Genomic DNA, 23,043 nt, shown 5'->3' with positions numbered 1-23,043 from the left:
AACAGGTCTTTTTTCTTTGAGGCGGGATGCGCTTTCCTGACATCTTCCGTACCGGTTGGCGGCGCGGCGCGGCTTTTCGGAGTCGTTTTTTTGAAAGACGTGGCGTGCTGTTTTCGGTAGAATTGCGCTCATGAAAAACACAACTTACGTATTTGGCCATAAGAACCCGGACACTGATTCCATCGTCTCTGCGGTGGCGTTCGCCCGGCTCAAGAACATAATGGGCGAGAGCGAGTACGTTGCCGCCCGCGCCGGAAAGCTTTCCCCGCAGACTGAATATATTTTCAAGCGATTCAACATCGCGCCGCCGGAATTCCACGCGGACATGGTTCCCAAGGCGGCGTACTACATGAACGAGCTTGGCGAGAACGCGACCGTCCTTGAAAGCGAGTCGCTCTGGAATGCCGCCGGCCTCATGCAGAAAATCGGAAACCACGTTCTTCCCGTCGTCGATTCTGAAGGAAAATACAAGTCGCTCCTCCATTACAACGTTTTTGCGCACAACGTCCTTTCTATTTTGAACCCGGAGCACCATCTCGGCGTCTCGACGAGCATCTCCCTCATACAGAAGACGCTCAACGCGCAGCCGCTCAACATCTGCAGCGGCGACGAGATTCACAAATTCACGATTATCGTCGGGGCGGCGAGCTTCGCGTCGTTCCAGGAGACGATTGGGGCGCATCTTTCCGAGAAGGTCGTCGTCATAACGGGCGACAGGGACGACGTGCATGAGCTGTGCATCGACAAGGGCGTTTTCGCGCTCGTCATAACGGGCGGAAAGCTTCCTGAAAAGGCTGTCATCGAGAAGGCGAAGAAGCGGGGAATTTCCGTCCTCATCAGCTCCTTCGACACCGCCTCGACGTCGATGCTCATCTCGTACTCGTCGCCGGTTTCCGTCATGTCGGACTATTCCGTCCAGCCCGTCCTTGAGATGGACACGGTGAAGAAAATCAAGCCGCTGCTCCACAAAAGCCCGAGCCACTCGCTTCCCGTCGTGGACGAGGACGACAGGCTCATCGGCGTCATCAGCGAGAACGACCTGCTCCACGAGCCGAACGTGCAGATTTCTCTCGTCGACCACAACGAGATTTCGCAGGCTGTGGAGGGAATCGAGAACTACAGGATTCGCGAGATAATCGACCACCACAGAATCGGGGCGATTCCGACGAAATATCCGATTACGTTCATAAACCGTCCGGTCGGCTCGACGTCGACGCAGGTCGCGAACATGTTCCGCGAGAACCGCGTCTCGATTCCTAAAGAAATCGCGCAGATTCTCCTGTGCGGAATCCTCTCGGACACGCTCATCCTCCGCTCCGCGACGACGACGGACGTGGACCGCGACGTCGCCGAATATCTCTCGTCGATAACGGAGCTTGACATCGAGTCGCTCGGAAAGGACATCATCTCCGCGGGAAGCCATATCGGCGCGCGGAGCGCGGGCGAGGTCATCGCGCAGGACATGAAGGAATATTCCGAGGCGAGCGACGGCGGGAAAATCTCGTACACCGCGAGCCAGATTGAGGTCGAGGAGACGGAGGAGATTCTCTCGCGCAAGAAGGAATTCCTCGGCGAGCTTGAGATTGTGAGGAGGAGCCACGGCGCGCTTTTCAGCGTCCTCCTCGTCACGGACATCACGAAGCTCAGCTCCGTCATGCTCATCGCCGGCGACCCGAAATTCATACCGTTCGTCAATTTCCCGAAGAAGGACGAGGGCGTCTTCTACCTGAAGGATGTCGTCAGCCGCAAAAAGCAGCTCGTCCCGCTTCTGACGGAGGTCATCGGGAACTACAGGTAGGATTTTCCGGTGCTGCCCGTCCTTTTCGCGGTTTTTGCCGCCGTCCTTTCCGCCACTGCCGCCGCGATTCTCCTCTTGGTCCGCGGGAACGCGCGCGCCGTTCTTTTAAGGGGCGAGGAGGGGGAGCGCGCGGTCGCAAGAATCCTCTCTGCGCTTCCGGAAAAATTCGTCGTCATGAACGACGTCATCGTTCCGTCGCGGACCGGCTCGGCGCAGATTGACCACGTCGTCATTTCCGAATACGGTGTTTTCGTAATCGAGACGAAGAATTACGCGGGAATCCTCGACGGGGACGCGTCCGGAAAAACGTGGCGCAAGACGCTCGGCGGGCGGGCGATTGAGATAAGAAACCCGGTGATGCAGAATTCGTCGCACGTTTCGGCGCTGTCGCTCGTGCTTGCGCTCAAAAAGGAATTGTTCGTCCCGCTCGTGGCGCTGTCTCCGGAATGCGCGCTCTCGGAAAGGCTCGCCTCGTCGCTTCGCGCGTCGGGCGTGTCCGTCGTCCCGTTCCCGTCCGTCGCGTCGTTCGTCGCGTCACGCCGCCCCCGTGTTCTTTCGCGGGGCGATGTCGGGCGGCTTTGCGGGGAGCTTTCCCGCGTCATGTACCGCTCCCCGCTCGCGCGGAGAAGGCACCTGCGCTCCGTCGCGCGCTCATCCGTCCGGGGCGAGACCGATTACGGAAGATGCCCGGAATGCGGCGGGAAGGTCGTCCTCGTCCGCGGGAAGGCGGGGCTGTTCCTCGGCTGCTCGAATTTCCCGTCGTGCCGGTTTTCGCGAAAATGGCGGAACGGCAGGTGATTGAGAGCCAAACTGCATTTTTCTTGATTTCTTGGATATTACAGACGACTTTTTGACATTGTTGATGCTGAATTTTGCATTCAACCGTAAAATATATCTTGAAAGTCGAAAAATATTTATTTAGACTGAATGAATGACTAAACAGAAACTGTTTGACTTTCTCACCGTAAGAAAGACTTTTATTTTCTTGTTGATATGCCTCGCTATTCATTTCTCCAATGTCGTGATGTTTTTGGGGATGCGGCTTTATCCGCTTGCCAGCCTCAACTTCGTCAGCGCCATTTTCTACATTTTCATACTTTTTTTGTTCAACAAAAACAGCACGAAGATTATCTGCGCGTCTTATTTCGAGATTCTGATTTTCTCATTGCTCAGCGAGATTTTCATACGGGGACGGCTCTGCTACGTTTTTTTCACGATAGGGATGATTCCGATGATTTCCTTCCTTCTTCCGTTCGAGAGAAAGTACAAAGCCGCCTACCAGTTCATCGGAATCTTCGTCGCAATGCTGACTTTTTTCCTGCGCTTGAAGGGCGTCGTTCTTTTTGATGCGTATGATGAAATCGTTTCCAAATACGAGTTCGTCGTTTCTTCGATAAACCTCTCGATTACGCTTCTGCTGCTTTTCCTGCTGTCGAACATCTACGCGATAGAGATGGACAGCGCGAAGATGAAATTCGTCTTCAATTCGAACCACGACCAGCTTACCGGCCTTCTCAACAGGCAGTTCATAATGCGCGTCGTGAGCCGCATAAACCACGTGGGCTCGGGAACATATGCCGTCGCGGTCATCGACATAAACGACTTCTGCAACGTGAACGACATCTACGGCCATTCCGCGGGCGACATGGTGCTGCGCGCGTTCGGCGCGTGCATCCTCGAGCACATACCGAGCGACTTCTTTGCGGTGCGCTGGTCGGGCGAGGAATTCCTCCTGATAATGCCCGATATCAGCGAGGAGAAGGCGCGCTCGATTGTCGAGGAGATATGCGACAGTTTCTACAGCGTCGGCGTCGATGTCGAGGGCAACATCGTCCGGATTACCGCGACGGCAGGAATTGAGGTCTGCGATTCCCTCGGGAATTTCGAGGCGCTCGTCGCCTCCGAGGAGGAGAAGATTGCCGCCGGAAAATGCGACGGCAAGAACTGCATCGTGTCGTGATTTTTTTCGGCAGTGCGCCGGATGAATCACAGAATGTCGATATATTCCCCGCTCAGCGCTTTGTTCATGGAGCGCACCGCGCAGAATTTGCCGCACATCGAGCACGCCTCGCTGTGGTCGTCCTCCGGCTTCCTGCTGTCGCGTATCATCCGCGCCGTTTCCCCGTCAAGGGCGCACGCAAACTGCGCTTCCCAGTCGAGCTTTCTTCTGGCGTCGGCCATCCTGTCGTCAGCCTCCCGCGCGCCGGGAATTCCCTTCGCGATGTCCGCTGCGTGCGCCGCGATTTTTGACGAGATTATCCCGTTCTTCACGTCGTCGACGTTCGGGAGCGCGAGATGCTCCGCCGGCGTGACGTAGCAGAGGAACGCCGCGCCCGCCGCCGCCGCCACGGCGCCGCCGATCGCCGCCGTTATGTGGTCGTATCCGGGCGCAATGTCCGTGACGAGCGGCCCGAGAACGTAGAACGGCGCGCCGTGGCATATCGTCTGCTGTACTTTCATGTTCGCCGCAATCTGGTCGAGCGGCACGTGCCCCGGACCTTCGACCATGACCTGGACGTTGTGCTTCCACGCGCGCTCGGTAAGTTCGCCGAGCCTGACGAGCTCCTCAATCTGGCACGCGTCCGTCGCGTCCGCAAGACATCCCGGGCGGCACGCGTCCCCGAGCGAGACCGTCACGTCGTGCTTCTCGCAGATGTCGAGGATGTCGTCGAACCGCTCGTAGAACGGGTTCTCGTTTCCCGTCATGACCATCCACGCGAAGACGAGGCTCCCGCCGCGGCTTACGATGTTCATCTTCCTCTTCCCGCTCTTTATCTGCTCGATTGTCTTCCGCGTTATCCCCGAATGGATTGTGATGAAATCGACGCCGTCCTCCGCGTGAATCCGCACCACATCGACGAAATCATCCGCCGTCAGCGTCGCGAGGTCGCGCTTGTGGTGGATGACGGAATCGTAGACGGGAACTGTCCCGACCATCGCGCTGCATTCCGCGCAGAGCTTCCTCCTGAACGGCTGCGTGTCGCCGTGGCTCGACAAGTCCATTATCGCCTCGGCTCCCATCGACACCGCGCTCTCCACTTTCTTCATCTCGACCGCGTAGTCCGTGCAGTCGCGCGAGACGCCGAGGTTCACGTTTATCTTCGTCCTCAGCATCGATCCGATTCCCTCGGGCGACAGCGATTTGTGCGCCTTGTTCGCGGGAATGGCGGCTTTCCCTTCCGCGACGAGCGCGCGTATCTCCTCCGCCGTCCGCCGCTCCTTGCGCGCGACAATCTCCATCTCCTTCGTCACGATTCCCTTCCGCGCCGCGTCCATCTGCGTCGTGTAGGCTTCAGTTTTTTTACTGGTCTCCATTTTTTCCTCTTCTTTTTTTTTATTGGCTCATCCCGGAAACAGGCGTTCCCGGACTGAATTCGTTTTTCCAAAGATGGTTGAGCGGTCCCCTTCCGTTCCCGAGCCTCATCATCGACGATATCGCGCCCGTGACGTATTCTTTCGCGAGGACGACGCTCCGCTCAAGCTCCATCCCCTTCGCGAGGAACGCGCATATCGCGCTCGAAAGCGTGCATCCCGTTCCGTGCGTGTTCGGGTTTTCTATCCTCTGCCCCGAAATCCATGTTCCGTTCCCGTCCTTCGTGATGAGGAAATCGTCGGCGCTTGCGCGCGCGTGCCCGCCTTTGACGAGGACGGCGCATCCGTATCTTTTTTGGAGAAGCTCTGCTGCTTTTTCGACGCGCGCCTTCGTTCCGATTGTTCCTGCCCCGAATCCGGAAAGCCGCTCCGCCTCGGGGATGTTCGGCGTGATTATCGTTGAGAGGGGGAAGAGCGCGTCCGCGAGCGCCCCGACGTCGCCGTCAGGAATCAGGCTCGCGCCGCTCGTCGAGATGATGACCGGGTCGGTGACGATGTTCGCGAGGGAAAGGCGGGCGGCGCAGCCGGCAACGGCTTCGGCGTGCTTCCGCGAGGGAATCATCCCGATTTTCACGGCGTCGGGAGGAATGTCCGTCGCGGCGGTCTCTATTTGCGCGGAAAGGAATTCGGGCGGGACTTCCATGATGCCGTAGACTCCCGTCGTGTTCTGCGCGGTGAGGGCGGTGATGGCGCCCATCGCGTATATCCCGTTCGCCGCCATCGTCTTGATGTCCGCCTGTATGCCCGCGCCCCCGCTCGGGTCGGAGCCTGCGATTGTGAGTGCCGTTCTCAATTACGGGCCTCCTTGTTGGTTCGGGCAGCGGGAAAACAAAAAAATCCGCGCATCGCCGTCAGGTTCGCGCGGATTCTCTCCGTTTTGTCCCTCCGTTGGAATTGCCCAAATCAGGTTCTCGGGTCGAACCGCATACGGTTCCTCTCAGCCGGATTCCTCTCCAGCTCCCCGTTCGTGTGCCGGTTGCCCGGCTTTTTCTTGCGGAACAGATTACCCGAGCGGCTGTTACGCGGTCAAGAGGTCTGCGGCGGTATTTTTTCCGCCGGTGCTTTTTGCGGGAACGCGATTTCCCTATAATTGCATCCGTTCCGGAATCCTGTTTTCCGGATTTTCCAGTCATCTGCGGAGGTTTTTTTATGGGGAAGAATCGGGTCGATGTGTCCGCTTATCTCGTCGTCGGGCCGGAGAACACGCTCGGCCGTCCTGTCCGCGATGTCGTTTCCGATGCGGTGCGCGCGGGGTTCACCGCCGTGCAGATTCGCTCGAAAACCGCATCCGCGCGCGAGCTGATAGGGATTTGCCGCGAGTCCGCGATTGCCATCGGGCAGCTCGGCAAGTCGGATTCCGTCTCGCTCCTCGTGGACGACAGGCTCGACATCGTGCTTGCTGCGCGCGAGGAGGGAATCAAGGTCGACGGAATCCACGTGGGGCAGAAGGACATTCCCGTTTCCGTGTGCCGGAAATATCTCGGGGAAGACGCCGTCGTGGGGCTTTCCGCGCGGACGTTCGACCTGCTCGAATATGCGCGGGGGCTTTCCGCGGACGAGTACGGGATGATTGACTACTTCGGCGCGGGTCCCCTCCACAAAACGCAGTCGAAGGCGGACGCGGGGCTTGACTTGTCGGGGAATTTCCACACGCGGAACATGGGGGAGCTTTCGGAGCTCGCGCGCATCTCCCGCGTTCCCGTCGTCGTCGGCGGCGGCGTCACGGTGGACGACATTCCCGCGCTGCGCTCCACGGGCGTCGCCGGGTTCTTCGTCATCTCCGCCGTTGCTGGCGCGGAGAATCCGTTCTCAGCCGCGTCCGCGCTCGTCTCCGCATGGCGCGCGTGCGGATGCTCTTCCTGAAGCTGCTTTTTGTGCTACAATTCGACGCATGTACCATTTCATCGTAAATATTCACGGCGGAAGCGGGAAGGCTTTCGTGCAATGGAACAAAATACGGGCGATGCTCAAGGAGCGCGGTGTCGAATACGTCACCCACGTTCCCCAGCGCCCCGGACACGCCTCCAAGATTGCGGCGAGGATAGCGGGCGAGGGCGACGGCGACGTCAATCTCGTCATCCTCGGCGGCGACGGAACGATAAACGAAGTCCTGAACGGAATCCCGCAGGACAAACTGTTCCGGTTCAGGCTCGGGCTGATTCCGACGGGAAGCGGCAACGATTTTTCACGCGGGCTCGGGCTTCCGAGGCACAACCCGCGGAAGGCGCTCGACATCGTGCTGTCGTCCGACGGTTCTCGGCGGATTGACCTCGGCGTCGTGGAGTCGGACGACCCGGGCGCGAGGTTCCCGCGGCGGCTGTTCGGGATAAGCGCGGGGTTCGGGCTAGACGCGCTTGTCGGGACTTCCATAAACAAGTCGAAGATAAAGGTCGTCCTGAACAGGCTCCGCATGGGAAAGCTGAGCTACGCGCTTTTGACGATAAAATCGCTCTTCTCCCTGAAGACGCACGACGTATCCGTCTCGTTCGACGGCGGCGACCCGATTGAATTCCGGCGCGTCATATTCTGCGCGGCGATGAATTTCCGTGCGGAGGGCGGCGGCGTCCCGATGGCGCCCGATGCGCGCGGGGATGACGGGAAGCTTTCCGTTTGCCTCGTCTCCGGCGTCCCGAAATTCCTCACGTTCTTCATGTTTCCCGTCCTCCTTCTCGGGAAGCAGCGCATTTTCAAATCGTTCTACCTCCGCGATTTCGAGTCGATGAGGCTTGTGTCGTCGACCCCCGCAATCGTCGCGACGGACGGCGAGTCGTTCGGATTTGTGCGGAACGTCCGTTATACTGTTATAAAGGGCGCCGTCCGCGTCCTTATTTGAATTGCGGGAGGTTGTATGCCGTTTTTCAGGAGAATTATCGCGTCCGTCATGATGGCAGTTTTCGTTTTCGGCGGGTATGCAGGCTCGTTCTCTGCCGCGGTGGATGACGTAATAGAGGAGGAGACCGTGGAGGACGTCCCGGCGACGGACTCTAACACGTCGTCCTCGTCGAAAAACAAAAGCTCGTCCTCGTCTTCGTCGGAGTCGTCGTCGTTCAGCCAGGCGCTGTTCGAGATTATCTTCGAGGCAATCGGGTACCTCTGGCTCGCGGCGAACGTCTCGGTCAGGTTCTACGACTATCCCTACATGGAGGACGGCGTGAAGTACGTGACGTACCCGGCGCTTTTCGAGTCTTCCGGCGACGGCGACGGGGAAAAAAGCGTCGGCGCGAAGCCGCGTTTCTACCGCTTCTCGTGCGGCACGTCTGCTTTCTACATGCGGACGCTCGGCTACGGTCAGGAATGCTCGTTCGAGGGGCAGGCGCTCTTCATCGGGCCCTACTTCGAGAACACGCTCTACTCGAACTCGCTCAGGAATGCGCGCGACGATTATCAGGGGAACGTGAAGCTCGGCGGGCAGTTCTTCCTGTTCTCGACGAACCCGCTTTCTTGCTCGCTCGTCGTGCAGTGGTCGCACTGGTACGGGAACAATATCGCCGAGGAGATAAGAAGCGGAATCTCGTTCGGCTACGACATCCGCTCGTATCCGTTCCGCCCCGTCGCGATACAGTGGCGCCCAGTCTGGAGCCACTTCGACAAGAACGTCGGCGTGTTCGAGTCCAACCTCAACGCCGGAATCCTCCTCGGGCGTGTCGAGGTGTTCTGCGGGTGGCGTTATATGAGCGTGTACAACTACGAGACTGACAAGCGTTCCGACAAATGGAACGGCGCTCTGGTCGGCGCGAAGCTGTATTTTTGATGGAGAGTGAGGAGGTTTTTTGTGAGAAACGGGCTTGTTCTTGAGGGTGGCGCGCTCCGCGCAATGTTCACCTGCGGCGTCCTCGATGTCCTGATGGAGGGCGGGGTGAGATTCGACGGCATGGTCACGGTTTCCGCCGGCGCGTGTTTCGGGTGCAACTTCAAGTCGAACCAGGCGGGGCGGGCGATACGGTACAACATGGAGTATGCGGGGGACAGGCGGTTCTGCTCCGTCCATTCATGGCTGACGACCGGGAACATGTTCAACGCGGAATTCGGCTATCATACGATTCCGGAGAGGCTCGATCCGTTCGACTACGAGGCGTTCAGAAAAAGCCCCGTCGAATTCCACATCGTCGCGACGAACATCCGCACGGGAAAGGCGGAGCACAGGCGATTCGACGAGTGCGACGACCGCTGCATCGAGTTCATGCGCGCGTCCGCCGCGATGCCTATCGCACAGAAAATCGTCCGTTTCGACGGCGAGAAGTACCTTGACGGGGGAATCGCCGACTCCATCCCACTGCGGCTGTCCGAGTCGCTCGGCTTCGGGAAGAACCTCGTCGTTCTCACGCAGCCCGCCGGTTTCGTCAAGAAGCCGAACCCGCTCCTCCCGCTCATAAAGCTGCGCTACGGCGTCTATCCGAACCTCGTCGAGGCTGTGAGAAACCGCCATGTAGTGTACAACGAGGAGACGAGGTACGCGTTCTCCCAGGCTGAGCGGGGGAACGCGTTCGTCGTGTGCCCACGCGAGCCGCTCGGGATTTCGCACACGGAGAAGAATCCCGCCGAGCTCAAGCGCGTGTACGACGAGGGGCGGCGCGTCTGCGAGGGCGCGATTGCTCGTATAAAGGAGTTCCTCGGGCAGTAGGGGCATGCTGTTTCCGCCATCCGCGAGGTCGGTTTGGCGTATTTATAAAAAAAAAGGAGCATATGATGAAAAAGATAGGAAAATCTGTTTTCGCGGGCGCAATCGCGCTTTTTGTCCTCGCCGTCGGAATCTCGGCGTATGATGTCGTCGAGCCGAACGAGCGCGGCGTAATGGTCACGCTCGGCGAGGTTTCGAGCGGCGTCCTCGAGCCGGGAATGCACTTCCACGTTCCGTTCATCTCCCGCATCCAGAAGTATTCTATTGTCCCCAAGGGGATGAACGCGAATTTCTCGGTGGGGAAGGACGGCGCGATAACGAAGGACATGCAGACGGTCGGCTCGCAGGTCACCGTCTTCTACCGCTACGACGACGACAGGATAATGGATGTCGTCACGAAGTACGGGGACGCCATTTTGGAGAACGCGATAACGCGGAGCCTCGTCTCGTGCGTGAAGGAGGCTGTCGGAAAGTATTCGATTTACGAGCTTGTCGAGAACCAGGACAAAATCACGACGGACGTCTCGAAAAGCCTTGCCGCCCGCCTTTCCGAATACCCGATTGAGGTGACGCAGCTGACGATTTCCAACTGGGACTGGAGCGACGACTTCGACAAGAACATCAAGGAGACGATGAACAGGACGCAGCAGGTCCGTCAGGCTGAGCAGGATTTGAAGCTTGCCGAGACGAACGCGCAGAAGCAGGTCGCCGAGGCTGAGGCTGCGAAGAAGGCGGCGGAGCAGACGGCCGAGGCCGACTTGATGAAGGCGCAGAAAGCCGCGGAGGCGAAGCGCGTCGAGGCTGACGCCCTCGCGTATTACAACGAGAAGGTCGCGCAGAACTACAACGTCGAGATAAAGCTCAAGGAGCTTGAGATTGAGCTTGAGAAGGCGAAGCGCTGGGACGGAAGGCAGGTTCCCGAGTACGTCCCGCTCACCGCGGCAGGCGGAATCGTGAACCTCCCCGAGGCAAAGAAATAGCATCCCGCGAAGACGCGCGGAACGGACGGAGCGGCTTTTGCCCGAAGACGGTCAGGAGCCGTTCCGCTTTTTTTTGCCTGATGTTCAGTGTCCGCGGAATCGGGGAACGGGGGGATACCGGCGGTACGGACCGTTTTATTGTTCCCGGCACAGTTCCTGAAATCGCCTGATTGCATTTATGTACGCATTATGGCTTTTTGCGCCGAATTCTGATTCTTCTCCATTCTCAGCATATTTCCTTTCGATTTCATCGATTCTGGCTGCCAATGAGTCTAAATCCGGGATATGTTCCCTTTCGCAGATGGTCTGCACCCGCTTCTGATAATCATACACAGTGCTCGGATTTCCGGCCGGTGTCCGTTCCGAATACCCTGTCCGTATCAGGAATTCTTTAAAATCATCCATCGTCATAAAAAAGCCTCCTTGAGGATTTATTCTCCTCATGTTCATAACACATAAAATCGGTTGGTTTTGCTGTGCCGCGCTTGATTCCGAAACACATTCGGAGCGTCGCATTCTATAATAAATATATTAGGATGTTTTCCGGACAGGTCATTTTTTTTTCAGGGGGCGAAGTCTGACAAATATGGTTTATTAGTATATATTAAACGTGTTCGGAGCCGAAAAATGGCTTGGGACGAGTTTTCTTGGGATGCGATGAGAAAAAGGCGCAGTTCCGGGAAGTCGTGAACCTGAACGGTAGGGGAAGGTTCGTTCGGAGGAGTGTTTTTATGGGGAAAACGGTTTTCAGATTTCTGGCGGCGGTTGCGGTGCTTTTCGCCAGCCTGGGAGCATATTCGGCGGTTCCGAAAGATGCCGCTGTCATGGTGTACAACACCGAGGAGGAGAATGTCCCGAAGGATTTGGGTTGGCTCAAGAATTCCGTTAGGGACAGGCTCAGCGCGAATGTATCAAAATATACGGATTTCAGGCTCATCGACAACACGAACGAGAAGAAAGTCAAGGAACTCCAGAAGAAATTCGAGGGCGGCGGATACAACGAGGCGGCGATGGCTGAAATCGGAAACCTCACGCCGGCAAAGTACGCGATTTTCTCGACGGTGAGGAAAGCCGGCGGCAAATTTTCCCTGACGGTCGGCGTCGTGGACCTTTCCACGGGAACGAACCTTTTTCAGCATGTGAGCGAGGGGCAGAAGGAATACGAGAGGCTGTACGACGGCGCCGGATGCGAAATCGACAAGATTACGATGAATATGTGCAGTGCGCTCGGCGTGTCCCTTTCGACCGAGCAGAGGTGGGTTCTGCAGCACGGCGAGAGCGACCTTTCTTCAGACGACAGGCAGAGGCTTGCGGAGCAGGAGGCAGCCCGCTACAAGGAGCAGATTGCCGCGCTCAACAAGGAGATAAGCGTGTCATCGACCTCGTCTGAGCTTTCCGCCGATTCCGTGCGCGCGAAGGCGGAGGCTCAGCGCGCAATCATCGCGGAGAAGCTGCGCACAGCGGAGGAGAAGTCGAAGCGTCTTGCGGAGGAAAATAAGAAGGCTCTTGAGTACGAGAAAATCCTCAACGAGAAGAGCGCGAAGGTAAAGGAAGAGCGCGACCGTCTGGCGCGCGAGGCTCAGGAGAAAGCTGAGAAGGCGAGAAGCAAGAAGCTTGAGAATGCCTCCATCCTCAGCCAGATAAGAATCATCGAGGGAAAGAAGCAGGCGCTCATCGGAATCCGCGACGACCTCCACGAGCGGCTCAACGAAATCGACGAGCAGGCGCAAGCCGACATCGAGACCGAGACCGACAAAATCATGAACGCGCCGCTGAAAATCGGCGACCGGAAGCAGGACGGGACGATAACGAGCGATGCGCTCATCAGAAGGCAGAACGCGGCCAAGGCGAAGAAGATAGAAATCCTCGTGCAGGCGGAGAAGGACAAGGAGGATGCGAGCACCAAGCCGAAATCGACGATGGACGACCTCAGGAAAGGAATCTATGCCGACTACGCGCTTTTGGGAACGGAGAAGAAGCCGAGGACGGTTTCTTCTTTGAGCGACGAGCTCCAGCTTTCCGTTGGCGTGTGGGACGGTGAGAGCCACAAGTGGCCGGTGAACGTCTACCTGTATTCCGACAACATCCTCCTTACGCAGACCTCGTTCGAAATCGAGTACACGCAGTTCACGGGCAACGCCGTTCCGAAAATCGAGGATTCCGACGAGGTTTGGGACGACTACAGCGATGCCGTCGCGATGTACGACTCTCTGTTCAGCCGCGGCGACAAGATTCTCGTCTGCGAGATGGATTATTGGGCGGAACCAAAGGACGAAGACCATCCGTCCGAGTACAAATTCGGTTTCAGCAAGCTGCGCGTGTACAACAACGTCCGCGGAAAGAATGTGAGCGAGATGTCGCTCAACTCGAAGAGGGACTTCTCGATGACGCCGCCGTACGACATCCGAACGGACGAGCAGATTGCCGAGGCCAATAGGAAGGAAGCGGAAATAAAAGCGCTTGAGGAGAAGCGTCTCGCCGCGGAAAAAGCGCGTCAGGACGCGAAGGACGAGGTTGCCAGAATCAAGGCGGAGAGAGAATACCGCGAGGAGCAGGAGCGGATTGCGCGCGAGGAGGAGAAGGCGGAGAAAAAGCGGCAGAAGGAAATTGAGCGCGAGGAGGCGAGGCGGAAGCAGCACGGCAGAAGCTCAATCCTGTTAGTGGGCGATTTCTACAACTACGGCGACGACAACATGATTCTCGCCGGCGGCCTCATGATTACGAAGAAGCTCGGAAAGCATTTCTATTGGGGCTTGAATTTGACGGGCGGTTTCAACACGTACATATACTCGCAGTCGAGCGACAGCAAGTCGGAGCCGTCCCCGGATGACCTTTCCTACAAGGACCTCGGCGGCGAGACGACGCTGACATTCACCGGGCTGCTTGGCATGAACTGGTGCTTCGACGAGCAGATAAGGGTCTGCCTCGACGGCGAGGCGGGACTCGTGAACGACGCGTTCGGCTTGTGCGGAAGCCTGACGGTGGAATGGTTCTCTCCGTCTGTCGGATGGGTTCTCTTCGGGCGGTACGGTGTCGGCTGGACTCCGAGCGAATGCTACACTGAGCAGGAGCGGTTCTTCGACAAGTATTCGATCGGGCTCGGCATAACGTGGTAGGACAAGGAGAAGAATTATGAAATCAAGATTCCCATTTGCAAAAATCGCCGCGGCTTTACTGTGCGCGGCTTTCTCCGCCGTCGTTTCCGGGTGCGGCGGAGTGTACCTGAACGAGAAGTACGAGCTGCTCGACGGAACGTCTCCGATTTCTGTTGAGAACGGAAGCGGAAGCAAGAAGTCGTCGGAAAAGAAATATGCGCTCTATGTCGCTAACCCTTCGTTCTATTCCTTCCAGAATAATTGGAAGTCAAATGCTTCGCAGGGGTGGTCTTATTGGGGAGAACTGTCAGAATCAAGAACTTCAGACCTCAAAAGCAAGTTCACTTTTACTTCCAAGAAGATGACGAAAGAGGAAATCCAGTCGTATCTTACTTATTCAAGCGAGGAGAGCATAACATCGCTGCTCGGTTACTCGCGCGGTTATCTGGCTTATTGTCCCCAGAATTCTAGCTCTGTAAAGATAGTCCTCAAAATGGAGGACGAGAACACGATGGAGCTGACGAAGGTTGAGGATACGGGGCAGCTCGGAATGAACATCGAGTGGAATAACTACGGCTACGTCGGGGATTCCGTATACATTTTTGTCGACGGCGCATACGAAAAGACCGCCAGTACGTCCGCGGGGAGCGCGACTATCGATGGCCTTACTTCCGGCTCTCACTCCGTCGTCCTCAAGAACGGAAACTCAAGCGACGCGAAGGAGCTGTCCAACAGCTGCTCCGTTTATATCCAGGCGGGGACAGCGATGTACCCGTACACGCTTTCTTGTGACATAACTTCCTCCACCAGCGTGACGCTCTCATGGACCGGAAACTATTACGGGGATTACGTCTACGTCTGGAAGAACGGAAGCTGTATGAACACGAATAGATACGGTTATTCAAGCTCAACAATCACCGGTCTTACTGCCGGAAGCACGTATACGTTCGTCCTCAGGGCAAACCAGACGTCCGGGTCGCCTGCAATATCAAACTCGGTAACCGTCACAATGCCGTCTTCGTCAAGTTCAAGCTATACTACGCTCGACGTGAATGCTGGCTGGACGGAAGGAATCCTGACAAGCGGCACACAATCGTGCATCTATCGTTTTTACGCTTCCGCCGGGAGAACTTATACGGTATATTGGGCAGATAGTTATCAAGGTACTGGCACTGGCAACGAAACTCTTGACGTGAAGGTCTCGGCTTATTCTAATTTATCATTCGTCAGTACTATGTTTTTCGATTCTACAGGGCAGACGATAAAATGCGGCGCAACATCCGGCTATATATACCTGAAAGTAGAGCCGTATTCTTCCGGAAGTACAGGCACATTCAAGATAAAAGTCTCGTCTTAAGAAAATCGACTGTCCTGCAATCGGCGGAAACTTTCCGCCGATTTTTTTATGCCCGCCAATCCGAACCGGTTAGCGAAAGATTTTTGCCCACCCGACAAATTCCGCCACGGTAGGCACGGGCTTCGCACGTGCCGGCGAACGCTTGCTCCAACCAAGCCGAACTTAGAACGGAAAACGGTATGCAAGTCGAACTAAGAACGAAAGCTTTTTGCCCATCCGACAAAATTCGCCACGGTAGGCACGGGATTCGCACGTGCCGGCGAACGCTTGCTCCAACCAAGCCGAATTTAGAACGGGGAAAAAGAACGCAATCCGAAGTAAAAACGAGAGATTTTTGTCCTCACGACAAATTCCGCCACGGTAGGCACGGGCTTCGCACGTGCCGGCGAACGCTTGCTACCACCAAGCCGAACTTAGAACGGAAAACGGTATGCAAGCGCGCGCCTTTTTCGGTAAAATATCCGCAATCCAAATCTACAAGGAGTATTCAAAAAGATGGAAAAGACAATCGCTCTTATCCCAGGCGACGGAATCGGTCCCGATGTTGTGGCGGAAGCAGTGAACGTGCTTGACGCCGTTGCGAAGAAATTCGGGCACAAGTGGAACTACACGAACGTTGTGGCGGGCGGCGCGGCAATCGACAAATTCGGCAAGCCCCTTCCTGAGGAGCAGCTCGAAATCTGCCTCAAGAGCGACGCGGCTCTTCTCGGCGCGGTCGGCGGCCCCAAGTGGGACAACCTCGCCTCCGAGCTTCGCCCTGAGAAGGCGCTTCTTGGTCTTCGCGGCGGAATGAAGGTTTTCGCGAACCTGCGCCCCGCGGTCATGTGGAAGCAGCTCAAGGACGCGTGCCCGCTCAAGGACGAGATTGTCGGCGACGGGCTGGACATCCTCATCGTGCGCGAGCTTACGGGCGGAATCTATTTCGGCGAGCGCGGGACGAGCGCGGACGGAAACACCGCGTGGGACACCGAGAAATACACGCGCCCCGAGATTGAGCGCATTGTCCGCATGGGTTTTGAGTACGCGATGAGCAGGCAGAAGAGGCTCTGCGTCGTTGACAAGGCGAACATCCTCAACTCAAGCCAGCTCTGGAGGCGCGTCGCCGAGGACGTGAAGAAGGACTATCCCGAAGTCGCGCTCTCATACCTCTACATCGACAACGCCTCGATGCAGCTGGTGCGGAACCCGCGCCAGTTCGACGTCATCGCGACGAGCAACATGTTCGGCGACATCATGAGCGACGAGGCGAGCCAGATTACCGGCTCAATCGGAATGCTCGCGTCTGCCTCAATCGGCGACGGAACGGGCCCCGGCCTCTACGAGCCGATTCATGGAAGCGCGCCCGACATCGCCGGAAAAGATTTGGCGAACCCGCTGGCGACAATTCTCTCCGCGGCGATGCTCCTCCGCTACAGCTTCAAGCTTGAGGACGAGGCGAAGGCAATCGAGAACGCCGTGAGCGCGGTCCTTGACGACGGATGGCGCACGGGCGACATCGCCGGAAGCCACATCGACGAGGTGAAGGCTGCTGGCAAGCTCGTCGGAACGAAGAAGATGGGTCAGCTCGTTGTCGAGTACCTGAACAAATAAACGGTTTCAAGCGAACCGCAGATAAAAAACAAGGGGCAGTTCGCCCCTTGTTTTTTTATGCCTTGCCCCCTACGCGAGCACCGAATGTATCGCGGAAAGCTCGTCGTCGGTGAGGTCGGGCGCGTTTATGACGCGGGCGTTCTCCACAATCTGCTCGGCGCGGCTCGCCCCGATGAGGACGGACGTGAGCCTTCCCCGCCTGAGCGCCCAAGAGAGCGACATCTCGGCGAGCGACTGCCCTCGGTTTTTTGCGATTTCGTTCAGGCGGTTGAGCTTCGCGCGAAGCTCGTCGGTTATCCTGTCCGGCGTGAGGAACACGCTTCTCGTAGCCCGGCTTCCCTCGGGGATGCCTCCGAGGTAGCGCGACGTGAGAAGCCCCTGCGCGAGCGGGCAGAACGCGATTGAGCCGGATCCAACTTCGTCGAGCGCGTCGAACAGCCTGTCGTCGTCCGCCCACCGGTCAATCATGTTGTAGCGGAACTGGTTTATGAGGAGCGGCACTCCCATCGAGCGGAGAATTTCCGCCGCCTTTTTCGTCTGCTCGGCGTTGTAGTTGGAGATTCCCGCGTAGAGCGCCTTCCCCTGATGCACGATGTCGGCGAGCGCGCCCATCGTCTCCTCGAGCGGCGTGTCGGGGTCGGGGCGGTGGTGGTAGAAGATGTCCACGTAGTCGAGCTTCATGCGCGAAAGGCTCTGGTCGAGGCTCGACATGAGGTATTTTCGGCTGCCCCAGTTTCCGTAGGGACCGTCCCACATCTCGTATCCGGCTTTCGTCGAGATGACAAGCTCGTCGCGGTGGCTTTTGAGCTCCGCGGAGATTATCCGCCCGAAGTTCTCCTCCGCGCTTCCGGGGACGGGGCCGTAGTTGTTCGCCAGGTCGAAGTGGGTGATTCCGAGGTCGAACGCCGTGAACAGAAGCTTCTTCTGGTTCTCGAACGGGTCGACCGAGCCGAAATTGTGCCACAGCCCGAGCGAAATCCTCGGAAGAAGCAGCCCGCTCTTTCCGCACCGCGCGTATTTCATCTGCGCATATCTGTTTTCGTTTGCTTTGTACATGCGCCTATTTTACAGCCGAATCGCCAAGTATCAAGCGCGGAAGGTAGGAAAATGCGCGCGCGCCGTATTGTTTTTGGATTTTTTTGATATTTCCGACAATCCGCAACGCGGAGTGACTGCGAAATGCTTTTTCTTGAGATTTTTTTATAGAGGTTTTGTCGGATATTGTATAAAATATCTCGCTATGGGAAGCTCTAATTCATTCGACGCGCTCGTGTCCGGAATCTCTGCGGAGGAGAGGCAGTCTATACTAGACAAGATGCAAAGCACTCCAAAAGATTATGAAAATGACTCATTCTCTCCAGTTGAGGACCTGCCGACGGAGCCGGAGACGACTTTGTCCGAGCAGCTGAAGAAGGAGTCTCTTCCGTTCAGGTTTTGGCTTTGGTTGAAATCGATTTTCACGAACACGTCGACGGAAATCCTGTTCAACGAGATAAAAATCCAGAGCATGGCGAAGATTGTCGGGAGAAATTTTCCCGGCCTCATCGACATGAAGCGGGGGTTCATCCTTCCAGCGTTCTACGACAAGCTCCGCGACCTCAAGAAATCGGCGGACTTTTTCCGGCCGTACGTCGTGTCGTTCGAGCAGGACGAGGGCGCGTTCTATGTGTTCCTCGGCTCGATTGTCATGCCGATTGTGGCCCGCGACCTTGCCGACAACGTTGACCCGTACACGAATCCAGTTACTGGCGAGGCAAAACTCGAGTACCGCGTCGAGCTGCTCCGGCAGATGGACGACATTTTCCAGTCGATTCCGGCGGATTCCAAAAACGAGATGTACGAGGCTGTCAAATCCGTCGATTGGCTCAGGCAGTTCGTCCGGCTTCCCTTCAACAGGTTTTTGAGCCTTTTCTCCGAGATAACGGACGAAATCCACACGTGCCAGTTCAGCCAGATTGAGAACGAAATCGGCGCGTTCGCGAAATGCCTGCTGAACAGCTTCCGCCTTCCCAACGAGGTTCTTGAGACGCTATTCCTCTTCTCCATCAGGAATTCGAAGAAAAAAGGCTCCGATTCCGACGAGAATTCGAACGACGCTGTTGAGTTCATGTCGAAGGCGATGGAGAACATGTCGAACCTGCACATGTTCATGAGCTCCGTCCCGATTCATTCGATAAGCTGCATCGTCTATTCCGATTCGCAGTGGATGCCGGAGCATTTCTCGGGCGGCGAGGACTGGTTCGTCAAATTCAAGACGAGCTGGAAGAAGATTTTCGAGCAGAAATGGGACTCGTGGGTTTTCGACTGCAAGAAGGAGAACCTCAGGCAGAGCCTCGTCAGCCGTTTCTCGTTGGAATCGTTCCCGATTCTGCCGAACAGGCCGTGGGAGAACCTTTGGGGCGGCGTGAAATTCCGCTACGAGCTTACGGGCGGATTCCTCTACTGGTATTTCCTCAAGGAATTTCCGACGTACGAGATTGTGCTCAAGTCGATTATGGTCGAGGGCGTCTTCAAGAAGAAGGACAACCAGCTGATGTACACGGACACGTTCAACGATTTCATCCATATATCGATGGCGCTCAACGCCCTGAACGACCGCATCAAGCCGAGCGGCGATGTCGGAAGCACGTTCGCGAAATTCAGCGCCGAGGGGCAGATGAGGACGCTCCAGGAGCAGACCCGCGTCGAGCAGCTGATGAGGAGCGTCGAGTCAGAGATGCAGCTCATAATAAACCAGTTCGGCACCGCAAACCGCTCGATGAACCACATTCTTTCCGGACTTCTCGGTCTGAAGAAGGAGGCGCGGTTCGACACGCTGTCGAATATCGGGCATCTGTCGGGGCGCGGCAACGAAAACTTCCTTTCGACGCTGCAGAATGCGCGCGATTCCCTCGAAAATGCGCTGAACATAATAAAGGAGCTTGAGATGTTCGACGCGCCGCACGTTCTTGCCGGGGACGGAATCTGACGATGGCGGAACCGAACGTCATCAGTGTCTCGGAATCCGTCTCGCCGTCGGACGAGTTCGCCCTTTTCCCGTTCTTCTCTTGCGGTAGGCCCGTTCCCGGCGCCGTCTGGGGGATGAGCCTCCTGCGCGCGGGCTCGATGCGCTTCCGCTGGAACGAGCGGAACGACAACCGCAAGAAAATCATCGATTTCGTATCGTCCGCCGTCGGAAATTCCCGGAAGATGGCGCTTTCCCCCGTCGAGCTTGTCCACTCGAAAAAGGTGGTCGAGTCGTCTGTTGCGGGAGACACGGAGGGAATCGTCGCCGACGGTATCGTCACGAAGAATCCCTCCGTCGTTCCCGTCGTGACGGTCGCCGACTGCGTCCCGATTTTCCTTTACGACCCGAAGACTGGCGCCGTGGGCGCGCTCCATTCCGGATGGAAAGGAACGGGAATCGCAGCCGAGGGCGTCTCGATGATGGCGGATAAATTCGGCTCGGACGCAGGCTCCCTTCTTGCCGCAATCGGACCGCATATCGGGGGATGCTGCTACAACATCGACCGCGACCGCGCAGGCTTCTTCGCCGGCACGTTCGGAAAAACGTGCGTCTCGGAAAAAAACGGCGGATTCTTTCTTTCCCTCACGGAGGCGAACCTTGCCGTGCTCCGCTCTGCCGGAATCCGGGACGAGAACATCACGGTGTCGTCCGACTGTACCTGCTGCTCGTCGTTCCCCGACGGCTCTCCCGTCTTCGGAAGTTTCCGCCGCCAGTCCGCCCCGCTTCCGCCGACCGTGACAGCTGACGAGCGTAGCCGCGCGATGACCGTTCAGTCGGCGCTTGCATTCCTTTTTCCGTTCTGAGTTCAGCATTTATGGAGCAAGCGCACGCAGGAACATGCGGAGCATGTTCTGCGCCCTGGTGAGGTTGCGCGTGATGTGGGGTGCGGCTTTGCGTTTTCTTTTTCCGTTCTGAGTCCGGCATTTATGGAGCAAGCGGATGCAGGAACCTGCGGGGCATGTTCCGCGCCCTGGCGGGGTTGCGCGTGATGTGGGGATTTGCGTTTTTTCTTTTTTTTCACACGGATTCGGGGTGTCTGACGACACCCCTGTTTTTTTTGTGCGTGGTCTTTTTATGCGTCGATGTCCTGTTTGAGGTGGTGGACGATGAAGTCGCGCCGCTCGGGGGTGTTCTTTCCCATGTAGAAGGAGAGCACCGAGGGGACGTTCTTCAGCGCCTGGACCTCGACGGGGGTGAGATGCATCGTGCTCGGGTCTATGAACTGCTTGAACTCGTGCGGGCTTATCTCGCCGAGTCCCTTGAAGCGCGTGACCTCCGCCGACGCGCCGAGCTTCTTCACCGCCTTGTCGCGCTCCTCCTCGCTGTAGCAGTAAATCGTGTCCTTCTTGTTCCGCGCGCGGAAAAGCGGCGTCTCGAGAATCCACACGCGCCCGCTCGTCACGAGCTCCTCGAAATACCCGAGGAGGAATGTGAGGACGAGGTTCCTGATGTGGAAACCGTCGTTGTCGGCATCTGTCGCGATGACGATTTTCGAGTAGCGGAGGTTCTCAACGTCCTGTTCGATTCCGAGCGCCATCATCAGGTTGAACAGCTCCTGGTTCTTGTAGATGTCGCTGCGCTTCTTGCCGTACATGTTCTCGGGCTTTCCGCGCAGGGAGAAAATCGCCTGGTATGTGGGGTCGCGGCTTCCGACCATTGAGCCCGTCGCCGAATCTCCCTCCGTTATGAAAATCATCGACTCCGCGCCCTTCTCGCCGTCCTGGAGGTGGAACCGGCAGTCCTTGAGCTTCTCGATTTTGAGCGAGATTTTCTTTGCCGCCTCCTTCGCCTCCTTCTTGACCGCGTTCAGCTCCGTCCTGAGCTTCTCGTTCTTCTCGATTTTCTCCTTGAGCGCCTCCGCCTCCTTCGGGTGCTTGTGGAGCCAGTCGTCAAGCCCGCTCTGCGTCTCCGCGACAATCCACTGCCGGATGTCCGTGTTCCCGAGCTTGTTCTTCGTCTGGCTTTCGAAGACGGGGTCCTTCACCTTCGCGAGAACTGCCGCCGTTATTCCCTCGCGGACGTCCTCGGATTTGTAGTTCGAGTGGAAGAAATCGTTCACGCCCTTGAGGAATCCTTCCTTGAAGGCGGCGAGGTGCGTTCCGCCGTCTGACGTGTACTGCCCGTTGACGAAGCTGAAATAGTTCTCGCCGTACGAATTCGTGTGGGTGAACGCGAACTGGAGGTGCTCCCCGCGGTAGCTTCCGATTTGGTAGAGCGAATTCTCCTCAAGCTCCTTCTGCAGAAGGTCGAGGAGCCCGTTCTCGCTGACGAAATCCTGCCCGTTGAGCCTGAGCGTCAGCCCCGTGTTGAGGTACGCGTAGTTCCACATCCGCTTCTCGACGAATTCCATGTTGAACGAGTACTTCCCGAAAATCGATTCGTCGGGCGTGAATTCGAAATACGTTCCGTTCGGCTGCGGCTGCTTGAGCGTCCCTGTCTTCTGCGTGACGAGCTTTCCGCGCGCGAACACCGCCTCGGTGCACTGCCCGTCGCGAATCGATACGACGCGGAAATGGGACGAGAGCGCGTTGACTGCCTTCGTTCCGACGCCGTTCATTCCGACTGAGAACTGGAACACGTCGTCGTTGTATTTCGCGCCCGTGTTAATCTGCGACACGCAGTCGACGACTTTCCCGAGCGGGATTCCGCGCCCGTAATCGCGGACGGACACGCTTTTGTCCTCAAGCGAGATGGTGACGTCAATGCGGTCGCCGAATCCCATGATGAATTCGTCGACCGAGTTGTCGATTATCTCCTTGAGCAGGATGTAGATTCCGTCGTTCTGGTTCGAGCCGTCGCCGAGCCGCCCGATATACATTCCCGAGCGCAGGCGGATGTGCTCGAGCGCGTCCAGGTGCCTGATTTGGTCGTCGGTGTATGATACGGCTTTCTTCTTCGGCGCGCTGAGAGACGGGTCCTTCGATTTTGCTGCGGCGAGTCTTTTTTCGGCATCCTCCGCGGTCGTTCCCGGCACGAACCCCTTGTCCTCTGTCTTTCCTGTTTTCTTGGCGTCCGATGTCTTTGCCTTGTCCCATGCGCGGAACGTTCCGTCCTCCCCGATTCCTGCCTTGGGCTTTGCGGTGGCGGCAGTCTTCCTTGCCGCCGTGTTCTTCTCTTCTTTCATATCTGCGATTGTATTGAAAATCGCGGGAAAATGCACAGGGCAATTCCCGTTTTCGGAATGTTTGTTTTAGATTTTCCGTATTTATGTAGTAAAATGAAGAAC

The 23,043-nt window shown here is 57.1% G+C and carries 18 protein-coding genes; 13 read left to right on the top strand and 5 right to left on the bottom strand.

Annotated elements, in window-relative coordinates; genetic code table 11:
• Window positions 1–130 precede the first annotated feature (130 nt).
• The 3 genes from TRESADRAFT_RS08890 to TRESADRAFT_RS08880 all read left to right on the top strand — a co-directional run bounded on the left by TRESADRAFT_RS08890 (window position 131) and on the right by TRESADRAFT_RS08880 (window position 3,758).
• Complete coding sequence (locus TRESADRAFT_RS08890; RefSeq protein WP_002704916.1) at window positions 131–1,798, top strand: putative manganese-dependent inorganic diphosphatase; 1,668 nt, start codon at window positions 131–133, stop codon at window positions 1,796–1,798.
• A gap of 9 nt (window positions 1,799–1,807) precedes the next feature.
• Window positions 1,808–2,596, top strand: a complete 789-nt coding sequence (locus tag TRESADRAFT_RS08885) for an NERD domain-containing protein (protein WP_002704914.1) — start codon at window positions 1,808–1,810, stop codon at window positions 2,594–2,596.
• A 133-nt stretch (window positions 2,597–2,729) separates the two neighbouring features.
• Window positions 2,730–3,758 (top strand): GGDEF domain-containing protein, encoded by a 1,029-nt coding sequence (locus tag TRESADRAFT_RS08880; protein ID WP_002704913.1) that lies wholly within the window; start codon window positions 2,730–2,732, stop codon window positions 3,756–3,758.
• A gap of 26 nt (window positions 3,759–3,784) precedes the next feature.
• Here the strand turns inward: TRESADRAFT_RS08880 and thiC are convergent, their stop codons facing one another.
• Entirely contained in the window at window positions 3,785–5,113 is a 1,329-nt protein-coding gene (gene thiC, locus TRESADRAFT_RS08875) for a phosphomethylpyrimidine synthase ThiC (protein ID WP_002704911.1), read from the bottom strand.
• A 19-nt stretch (window positions 5,114–5,132) separates the two neighbouring features.
• Window positions 5,133–5,963, bottom strand: a complete 831-nt coding sequence (gene thiD, locus TRESADRAFT_RS08870; protein WP_002704909.1) for a bifunctional hydroxymethylpyrimidine kinase/phosphomethylpyrimidine kinase — start codon at window positions 5,961–5,963, stop codon at window positions 5,133–5,135.
• 356 nt (window positions 5,964–6,319) lie between these two features.
• Between thiD and TRESADRAFT_RS08865 the strand changes: the two genes are divergently transcribed.
• The 5 genes from TRESADRAFT_RS08865 (at window position 6,320) to TRESADRAFT_RS08845 (ending at window position 10,768) form a co-directional block, all read left to right on the top strand.
• Window positions 6,320–7,033: a thiamine phosphate synthase gene (locus TRESADRAFT_RS08865; protein ID WP_002704907.1), complete on the top strand. Its 714-nt coding sequence runs from the start codon at window positions 6,320–6,322 to the stop codon at window positions 7,031–7,033.
• A gap of 28 nt (window positions 7,034–7,061) precedes the next feature.
• Entirely contained in the window at window positions 7,062–8,003 is a 942-nt protein-coding gene (locus tag TRESADRAFT_RS08860) for a diacylglycerol/lipid kinase family protein (RefSeq protein WP_002704904.1), read from the top strand.
• A 15-nt stretch (window positions 8,004–8,018) separates the two neighbouring features.
• Window positions 8,019–8,921 carry a hypothetical protein gene (locus TRESADRAFT_RS08855; protein ID WP_002704902.1) on the top strand — a complete coding sequence of 301 codons (903 nt, stop codon included), beginning with the start codon at window positions 8,019–8,021 and terminating at the stop codon, window positions 8,919–8,921.
• 21 nt (window positions 8,922–8,942) lie between these two features.
• Window positions 8,943–9,791, top strand: a complete 849-nt coding sequence (locus tag TRESADRAFT_RS08850; protein WP_002704901.1) for a patatin-like phospholipase family protein — start codon at window positions 8,943–8,945, stop codon at window positions 9,789–9,791.
• A gap of 65 nt (window positions 9,792–9,856) precedes the next feature.
• Entirely contained in the window at window positions 9,857–10,768 is a 912-nt protein-coding gene (locus tag TRESADRAFT_RS08845) for a prohibitin family protein (RefSeq protein WP_002704900.1), read from the top strand.
• A 135-nt stretch (window positions 10,769–10,903) separates the two neighbouring features.
• On the opposite strand, the gene TRESADRAFT_RS08840 is transcribed toward TRESADRAFT_RS08845, so the two are convergent.
• Window positions 10,904–11,179 carry a hypothetical protein gene (locus tag TRESADRAFT_RS08840; protein ID WP_002704899.1) on the bottom strand — a complete coding sequence of 92 codons (276 nt, stop codon included), beginning with the start codon at window positions 11,177–11,179 and terminating at the stop codon, window positions 10,904–10,906.
• 320 nt (window positions 11,180–11,499) lie between these two features.
• Between TRESADRAFT_RS08840 and TRESADRAFT_RS08835 the strand changes: the two genes are divergently transcribed.
• From TRESADRAFT_RS08835 to leuB, 3 genes are all read left to right on the top strand, one after another.
• Entirely contained in the window at window positions 11,500–13,884 is a 2,385-nt protein-coding gene (locus TRESADRAFT_RS08835; RefSeq protein ID WP_002704898.1) for a hypothetical protein, read from the top strand.
• 16 nt (window positions 13,885–13,900) lie between these two features.
• The gene (locus tag TRESADRAFT_RS08830) at window positions 13,901–15,220 is read left to right on the top strand and encodes a fibronectin type III domain-containing protein (RefSeq protein ID WP_002704897.1); all 1,320 of its coding nucleotides are present in this window, start codon (window positions 13,901–13,903) and stop codon (window positions 15,218–15,220) included.
• A gap of 495 nt (window positions 15,221–15,715) precedes the next feature.
• Window positions 15,716–16,810 carry a 3-isopropylmalate dehydrogenase gene (gene leuB, locus TRESADRAFT_RS08825; protein ID WP_002704896.1) on the top strand — a complete coding sequence of 365 codons (1,095 nt, stop codon included), beginning with the start codon at window positions 15,716–15,718 and terminating at the stop codon, window positions 16,808–16,810.
• Window positions 16,811–16,879: 69 nt separating this feature from the next.
• On the opposite strand, the gene TRESADRAFT_RS08820 is transcribed toward leuB, so the two are convergent.
• Window positions 16,880–17,866 (bottom strand): aldo/keto reductase, encoded by a 987-nt coding sequence (locus TRESADRAFT_RS08820; protein WP_002704895.1) that lies wholly within the window; start codon window positions 17,864–17,866, stop codon window positions 16,880–16,882.
• A 184-nt stretch (window positions 17,867–18,050) separates the two neighbouring features.
• Here TRESADRAFT_RS08820 and TRESADRAFT_RS08815 point away from each other — a divergent pair, with 184 nt between their 5' ends.
• Together TRESADRAFT_RS08815 and TRESADRAFT_RS15205 are read left to right on the top strand one after the other, a co-directional pair.
• Window positions 18,051–19,778, top strand: coding sequence for a DUF5312 domain-containing protein (locus TRESADRAFT_RS08815; RefSeq protein WP_002704894.1), 1,728 nt, complete (start codon window positions 18,051–18,053; stop codon window positions 19,776–19,778).
• Between the two features lie 2 nt (window positions 19,779–19,780).
• Entirely contained in the window at window positions 19,781–20,620 is an 840-nt protein-coding gene (locus tag TRESADRAFT_RS15205; protein WP_002704893.1) for a purine nucleoside phosphorylase YfiH/LACC1 family protein, read from the top strand.
• A 269-nt stretch (window positions 20,621–20,889) separates the two neighbouring features.
• Here TRESADRAFT_RS15205 and TRESADRAFT_RS08805 read toward each other — a convergent pair whose 3' ends face one another.
• A complete protein-coding gene (locus tag TRESADRAFT_RS08805) occupies window positions 20,890–22,941 on the bottom strand; it encodes a DNA topoisomerase IV subunit B (protein ID WP_002704891.1) in 2,052 nt (683 codons plus the stop codon).
• Window positions 22,942–23,043: the final 102 nt, after the last annotated feature.

The sequence above is a fragment of the Treponema saccharophilum DSM 2985 genome (genome assembly GCF_000255555.1).
Classification (GTDB): domain Bacteria; phylum Spirochaetota; class Spirochaetia; order Treponematales; family Treponemataceae; genus Treponema_D; species Treponema_D saccharophilum.
This window is presented reverse-complemented; position numbering and strand designations above follow the sequence as displayed.

What these genes read in the sequence shown, in the direction of transcription:
- TRESADRAFT_RS08890 (WP_002704916.1), top strand. Translation starts at nt 131, where the DNA reads ATGAAAAACACAACTTACGTATTTGGCCATAAGAACCCGGACACTGAT.
- TRESADRAFT_RS08880 (WP_002704913.1), top strand. Translation starts at nt 2,730, where the DNA reads ATGACTAAACAGAAACTGTTTGACTTTCTCACCGTAAGAAAGACTTTT.
- thiC (WP_002704911.1), bottom strand. Translation starts at nt 5,113, where the DNA reads ATGGAGACCAGTAAAAAAACTGAAGCCTACACGACGCAGATGGACGCG.
- TRESADRAFT_RS08865 (WP_002704907.1), top strand. Translation starts at nt 6,320, where the DNA reads ATGGGGAAGAATCGGGTCGATGTGTCCGCTTATCTCGTCGTCGGGCCG.
- TRESADRAFT_RS08860 (WP_002704904.1), top strand. Translation starts at nt 7,062, where the DNA reads ATGTACCATTTCATCGTAAATATTCACGGCGGAAGCGGGAAGGCTTTC.
- TRESADRAFT_RS08855 (WP_002704902.1), top strand. Translation starts at nt 8,019, where the DNA reads ATGCCGTTTTTCAGGAGAATTATCGCGTCCGTCATGATGGCAGTTTTC.
- TRESADRAFT_RS08845 (WP_002704900.1), top strand. Translation starts at nt 9,857, where the DNA reads ATGAAAAAGATAGGAAAATCTGTTTTCGCGGGCGCAATCGCGCTTTTT.
- TRESADRAFT_RS08840 (WP_002704899.1), bottom strand. Translation starts at nt 11,179, where the DNA reads ATGACGATGGATGATTTTAAAGAATTCCTGATACGGACAGGGTATTCG.
- TRESADRAFT_RS08835 (WP_002704898.1), top strand. Translation starts at nt 11,500, where the DNA reads ATGGGGAAAACGGTTTTCAGATTTCTGGCGGCGGTTGCGGTGCTTTTC.
- TRESADRAFT_RS08830 (WP_002704897.1), top strand. Translation starts at nt 13,901, where the DNA reads ATGAAATCAAGATTCCCATTTGCAAAAATCGCCGCGGCTTTACTGTGC.
- leuB (WP_002704896.1), top strand. Translation starts at nt 15,716, where the DNA reads ATGGAAAAGACAATCGCTCTTATCCCAGGCGACGGAATCGGTCCCGAT.
- TRESADRAFT_RS08820 (WP_002704895.1), bottom strand. Translation starts at nt 17,866, where the DNA reads ATGTACAAAGCAAACGAAAACAGATATGCGCAGATGAAATACGCGCGG.
- TRESADRAFT_RS08815 (WP_002704894.1), top strand. Translation starts at nt 18,051, where the DNA reads ATGGGAAGCTCTAATTCATTCGACGCGCTCGTGTCCGGAATCTCTGCG.
- TRESADRAFT_RS15205 (WP_002704893.1), top strand. Translation starts at nt 19,781, where the DNA reads ATGGCGGAACCGAACGTCATCAGTGTCTCGGAATCCGTCTCGCCGTCG.
- TRESADRAFT_RS08805 (WP_002704891.1), bottom strand. Translation starts at nt 22,941, where the DNA reads ATGAAAGAAGAGAAGAACACGGCGGCAAGGAAGACTGCCGCCACCGCA.